At 35.4% G+C, this 5,860-nt stretch carries 7 protein-coding genes; 4 read left to right on the top strand and 3 right to left on the bottom strand.

The window, feature by feature from the left end:
- Both WBY99_RS04975 and WBY99_RS04970 read left to right on the top strand, forming a co-directional pair.
- The coding region (locus tag WBY99_RS04975) for a hypothetical protein (protein ID WP_423975231.1) at nt 1-398 on the top strand (398 nt) is incomplete at its 5' end.
- Between the two features lie 329 nt (nt 399-727).
- A complete protein-coding gene (locus tag WBY99_RS04970; protein WP_423975230.1) occupies nt 728-880 on the top strand; it encodes a hypothetical protein in 153 nt (50 codons plus the stop codon).
- A gap of 53 nt (nt 881-933) precedes the next feature.
- Here WBY99_RS04970 and WBY99_RS04965 read toward each other — a convergent pair whose 3' ends face one another.
- Complete coding sequence (locus WBY99_RS04965) at nt 934-2,550, bottom strand: RNA-binding domain-containing protein (protein ID WP_423975229.1); 1,617 nt, start codon at nt 2,548-2,550, stop codon at nt 934-936.
- A gap of 295 nt (nt 2,551-2,845) precedes the next feature.
- On the opposite strand from WBY99_RS04965, the gene WBY99_RS04960 reads away from it, so the two are divergent.
- Nucleotides 2,846-3,064, top strand: coding sequence for a hypothetical protein (locus WBY99_RS04960; RefSeq protein ID WP_423975228.1), 219 nt, complete (start codon nt 2,846-2,848; stop codon nt 3,062-3,064).
- A gap of 433 nt (nt 3,065-3,497) precedes the next feature.
- On the opposite strand, the gene WBY99_RS04955 is transcribed toward WBY99_RS04960, so the two are convergent.
- The gene (locus WBY99_RS04955) at nt 3,498-3,773 is read right to left on the bottom strand and encodes a Fic family protein (protein WP_423975227.1); all 276 of its coding nucleotides are present in this window, start codon (nt 3,771-3,773) and stop codon (nt 3,498-3,500) included.
- A 215-nt stretch (nt 3,774-3,988) separates the two neighbouring features.
- Entirely contained in the window at nt 3,989-5,323 is a 1,335-nt protein-coding gene (locus tag WBY99_RS04950; RefSeq protein ID WP_423975226.1) for an RNA-binding domain-containing protein, read from the bottom strand.
- A 94-nt stretch (nt 5,324-5,417) separates the two neighbouring features.
- On the opposite strand from WBY99_RS04950, the gene WBY99_RS04945 reads away from it, so the two are divergent.
- The gene (locus WBY99_RS04945; protein ID WP_423975225.1) at nt 5,418-5,636 is read left to right on the top strand and encodes a hypothetical protein; all 219 of its coding nucleotides are present in this window, start codon (nt 5,418-5,420) and stop codon (nt 5,634-5,636) included.
- Nucleotides 5,637-5,860 lie beyond the last annotated feature (224 nt).

Genomic DNA, 5,860 nt, shown 5'->3' with positions numbered 1-5,860 from the left:
GTATCACAAAAACCGAATCAAATTTACGGAGAAAAAGAATACCTATTACCAACGGAAAAATTATTTCTGACCAAAATTTTGGTTTTTGGGTGTCCCTATTTTTATCACATCATTACAGCATACTTTCCGGACAGATCATTCATATTTTCCCGTACAAACCAGCTACAGAAACAAGAGCAAGTATTTACAGTAAGTTGGACAAAATGAGAGACTTTAGAAACAGTGTAAACCATTGTGAACCGATTTGTTTTAACGGAAATAGTATTGATTGTACGGAATCTTTAGCAATTTTAAACACGATTTATGACTTGCTGAAGTGGATTGATCCCGACTTGGAAAAATTCTTTGAGGGATTGGAAAACGTAAGAAACAAAATCAACCAAATAAATACGATATGAAAAAAATTCTGCGAAGAATTCAACTTTCGTTTTGTTTTATGGACTGCATTCGGATCGTTTTGAGTAACCCCGCTCACACGCGAAAACGCAGATTCGGCGGAGCCAATCATTTTGCATACCGTAAAATCTTGTGCGCAAATTTTTATAAAAATACAATACCCCGTTTACGATTTTCTGTACTTAATGTTGCGAAGCTACCAGCGACTGGTCAAGAACAATTATCTGAAAAATAATGCTTTGAGGGTTTGTTCTTATGATCTTTGTATTTTGCAAATTGATCGTGCTTAAAAGATTGGTCCATTAGTTCTAAAACAAAAAATTACGTAACCATGGAAACCTGTCAAAATATAACCCGAGAAGCGTTCATGAAGTTTTTCCGTACTACCGAAAAACTCAATGAACTGACCCCTGATGAGCGCGTTGAAATTTTCAGAACTGTTTTATTGGGAAGTTCCGATTTGCCAAAAGAGCTGTTCAATTAAATTTGAGAGACTATTCGGTTGATCATCGTATTTAGAGTCTGTTTAAATTTAATTTAAATTCCAATAATTTTTAAAATATTTTCACCCAAATGGGTTCTTTTATACTGCTGTCTTGGATGGGTGGGAATATCCGGGTACTTCATTGCTACCCAATTTAAATCTAACAATGGATCTAAGTATCTCTTCCTGTTCGTTGAACTATTCGCTAATCCTATTGCAGCAAACATTTGCTCTCTGCTGATCCATTCTTTCATTTGTTTAAGCATGTCGATCGCTCTATGATGTACTTCATTCTCAACGATAGCATTAACTCCGTCAATAACTCCGTCACTAACTCCGTCATTAATAGAATCAACAAGAGCTATTACATCATCTAAATTGCTAATACTTGAAGGGATCTCTTTATTCATGACTGATTTAATTTCTACTAAAGGATGCACAAGCAGTGTTACTAAAAAACAGGTACTTTGTGTATCCGTATTGAGAATAGGTTTCGGGGAGCCATTCCTTTCCATCGCTTTATATATTGTTGGAAGACCGGTTCCTCTGCCTTCTGTAAGGTCAAGTTCTTTTAAGAAATCTCCTATGCGTCTGTTCCTGTAATCTCTAGCGACAATCCGTTCTTGGCTTTGCAGTATTTGAGCATCTACAGGAGGGATAGGACCAGGATAGCTTACTATTTCTATTTTATCTTGCCATACTTGAATTTCAATAGGACTTCTTATTTCGTAACTTTTATGATATACTGCATTAGATAAGGCTTCTTCCACCGCATCATACGGAATATTATAAAAGCGTAATGCTTCAGCTTGATAAGGAACTTTTTTAACATGCTCTTTAATCACATTCGTTTGCAAAAAACTTAAAGCATCACGAAGCTGTGTCGGTAATGATCCTTTAAAGTAATGTTCTGTAAAATTGCTTCCACTATCATCACGATGTACTACCAATTCAATCCAGGTTCTTGGGAAAAACTTTTCAGGGTTTTTACTAAAAAATAAGAGTCCAACATTTACAGGAAGCAAATTTTCATTTGGTCCTTTGGCTATGAGCATATTTCTTGCTAAGTTAGCCATACTAATTTGTTTACTTTCTTCGAATAAATCACTTTTTACTTCTTGTAGAAATGCCTGAATTAATCCCAAATCAAAGTCATTGATATCTGCCTGTTGATTAATGCGATCATCAAAAGGAATACGTGCGGTTAATTCTATTAACCTTCTTGCATCAGCATCTCTTGCAATAACACTACGCGAACCATGACGGACATAAGAATATCGTTGTGCACCTTTACCTTGTGTACTTAGTGCTGTATATGGACGATTATCTCCGGCAGGACACCATAGAATCAAAATGTGTTTATCTTGAAAAAGGTACGGTTGGACAATAGGAAAATAATGAGGTTGTAATTGGTTTGCCAAATTCACGATTTCACCCTGTATTCTGTCTAACCTATTTTGTGGCAGACCAAAAGGAGGCAGTATAGGACTGCCGTCCTGTTCATCGATTCCCACAATGATGTAACCACCACCCCAATTATTAATATCATTAGCAAAAGCGCAGATGGTGTGAGCTACTTCTTCAGGATTCCATCCTCGTTTAAATTCCAGCCGTTCCCATTCGATCGCATCGCCGTGAACTAAAGTATGTATGTTGATTGGTAAGCTCATATTTAAAGTTAAATCGGTACAAAATATTAATTAATAATGTGATCTCCTTCGCCTCAGCGAATCCTTTCATCTGGTTTTTGATCTATTTTAAATCTTCATAAAAATACGATATTTTACAATACATCGTTTTCGGTTCTTCTATAATTAATGTTACGAAGCTACCAGCGAGTTGTCAAGAACAATTATCTGAAAAAAATCATGCTTTAAGCGTCTGTTTTTATGATCTTTGTATTTTGCAAATTGATCGTGCTTAAAAGATTTGTCCATTAGTTCTAAAACAAAAAATTACTTAACCATGGAAACCGATCAAAATAGAACAGGAGAAGATTTGATGACGTTTTTCCGTACCACCGAAAAACTCAATGAACTAACCCCTGATGACCGCGTTGAAATTTTCAGAACTGTTTTATCGGGAAGTTCCGATTTGACAAAAGAGCTGTTCAATGAAATTTTGAGAGACTATTCCGTTGATCATCTTGAAGTAACAGCATGCAATAAAGGAGAAAAGGAATAACAGAACAAAAGAAGAAAGATCGTGGCTTTCAAAGTTTACTGCAGAATTCCATTTAAAAGCAGTAACGAATCTGACCCTAAAATCATCTGATATCATTCTGCATCCCTATTTTCGGCAGTTCTAAAGCTACTTTTCTTTTTAAATGAATTTTAATCATATTTTGAGCGTCCTTTGAAGAGAAGCCAACTGTTTCTCTCTGCACTTGTAAGCACCCCTGTTGTTTTAAAACAGGATGCTATCGTTTTCATTTTAAAATTAAATAAATAATTTTGTCAACAAACAGTATTGGGGACTTCCCGGTCAGGAAAAAACTTGTCTTTACAAGGTTTTTTTGCTTTTATGGAAACTTTTTTAGTGCGTTTATTTTGGTTTTTACAATATTAACCGTCAAATTGGTCTGTAAAGGTCTTAGATGATTACTTCCCATTGGACTTTATTTTACAGCGTCTTTTCCTTTTTCTGTTAAATAATATTGCTGTTTACTGCTGGTTGGTTGATCTGGAAAAGCTAAGGCAACCAAACCTTTATCTATGGCGGGCTGCAAATACATTTTTCTGAAATTCTCACGGTCTGACAACCCTAATCTTTCCTGCAACTCCCTTCTAGAATGAATGCCCGCAAATATTTTTAAAAGGGCTTCAACCTGCGGGGTAACTTGCAGGGTAACTTGCGGGGTAATTGCTTCTGCAGCCGGTAGGACAATTCTCAAAAAGTTTTCTGATCCGTCCTGAAATACCTATCCAGATTACTTAATAAATCCTAATCTAACGATACAAGACACTAGCTTAAAATCTCCTTCAATTTCACCTTCATCGTTAAAATGAAATGTGCTATTAATGTTACGTGCTCTCCGAAGTTTCCTGATATTCCGAGCTTTTTTCAGAATATTGATTTCATTGGCGTTTAATACACCAAATCTATTGTCTATTCTTTATTAATTTTCCAATATCCAGTAGTTTTCCCTTCTCTTTCAATTACTTTCTTCTCCTTCAAAGCATTAGTATGTTTTTGTATCGCTGATTCGTTAATTTTCAGCTTTTCCGCTAATTCTCTTCTTGATATTTTTGGATTGGCTTCTATTAAACGAAATACTTGATCCTGACCTTTCGTTAATTCTTTAACATGATTATGATCTTGACCACCAACTTGACCACCAACTTGACCACCAACTTGATCAGCATCTTCTATAACGTTGCTTGGCAAAACAATTCTCAAAAAGTTCTCTGAGAATTGAAAAACGTCTTTCTCATAAAACTGAAGAATCCTGGGAATACCGGAACCCAATTGCTCTACCAAATCAAGGTCTTTAAAAATACGCATGAGCTCTTTATTCCGGGGAACAGAAAACCCTTCAAAGAACTCGTCTTTGGAAAGTCCTTCTGGTAAGCCTCCATTCGACGTTATTTCTAAACGGTCATCAAAAAGTTCAAATTTAGGAGCTAATTCCTTTGAATAATCATTATGTACAAAAGCATTTACAATGGCTTCACGAATTGCAATTTTATTCCATAACCGTTTTTCCTGACGCTCTTTTGCGGTAATTTTAGTGAGCGTTTTATTTTCTAAATTTAGTTTGTCTAAAACTTGTTGGGTTGCTTTCACCAAAGATTCAAAACCATATTCATTGCTCTCCGTCAAATCTACACGGTCAATTCCTTTGTATCTCGCTACTTTTACTGAAATGGTATTGGAATCATTCATTAAATAAGCAACAAAATTAAATGCACGGTCTTCTGTAAGGAATTCTAGATTCTTTGCAAACTGATCATTTAAATCTTTACCAATGCCTTGATAATATATACGCAACTGCTGAAAATGAAGTTCCTGTTTGTTAGATTTTATATTGCCAATCGAATGTCGTGTACGCTTGGCGAAAAGCTGCTCGATTTGCCTCGTGGGCATCGGTTCTGAAGAACTGCCTATGCGAATAAAAGATCCTTTTTCTGACATACCATACTTCTTTATATAATAGGGTTTTTCATATCCTCCTGCTACTATTATTTTCAAAACATCTTTTCCTCCCCGTTTTTCTATCACCAAATCAAAAAGCCCTAAACACGAGGGAAGTATATTGTTTTTGAACCGATCTTTAAGTTGTAATTGTACCTGATCAATCTCCTCAACACCAACAGGATGTCCTTTTTTATCAATACCAATATAAATAGTGCCACCCTCATTGCCATTAAGAAATGCGACCACTTCCTTTTCTAATTCGGGAGTCACCTGCTGCTTGTATTCAATATGTTTGTTTTCGGTCATGGTAAAATTCAGTGTTTACTCTTATAAAAAAACAATATTTAACAATACCTAGTTTATGGTTTTCCATAATTAATGGTATGAAGCTACTAGAGATTTGTCAGGAACATTTGTATCTGAAAAAAATGATGCTGTGAGTGTCTGTTTTTATGATCTTTTTATCCCGCAAATTGATAATAACATTCTACCCGCAGTCGGAAATGATAACAAAAGAGCGAAAAAACGCTATTTGGCAAATATTCGTTTAGCACAGGCTTTTCATCCTGTCATTAGTCAGTTTGAAGTGGTTTTACGCAACTGTATTAACAATAATTGAGTGACTCATTTTGCTGATGTTGATTGGATGAGCAATCAAAAAAGCAGATTGATGAGCCATCACTCTTTAGCTCCATCACATTATTTTTTACGGACAAGTATCACAAAAACCGAATCAAATTTACGGAGAAAAAGAATACCTATTACCAACGGAAAAATTATTTCTGACCAAAATTTTGGTTTTTGGGTGTCCCTATTTTTATCACATCATTACAGCATACTTTC

The sequence above is a fragment of the Kaistella sp. genome (assembly GCF_049588135.1).
Taxonomy (GTDB): Bacteria; Bacteroidota; Bacteroidia; order Flavobacteriales; family Weeksellaceae; genus Kaistella.
Note: the sequence above shows the minus strand (reverse complement) of the source record. Positions and strands in the feature narration are given on the sequence as shown.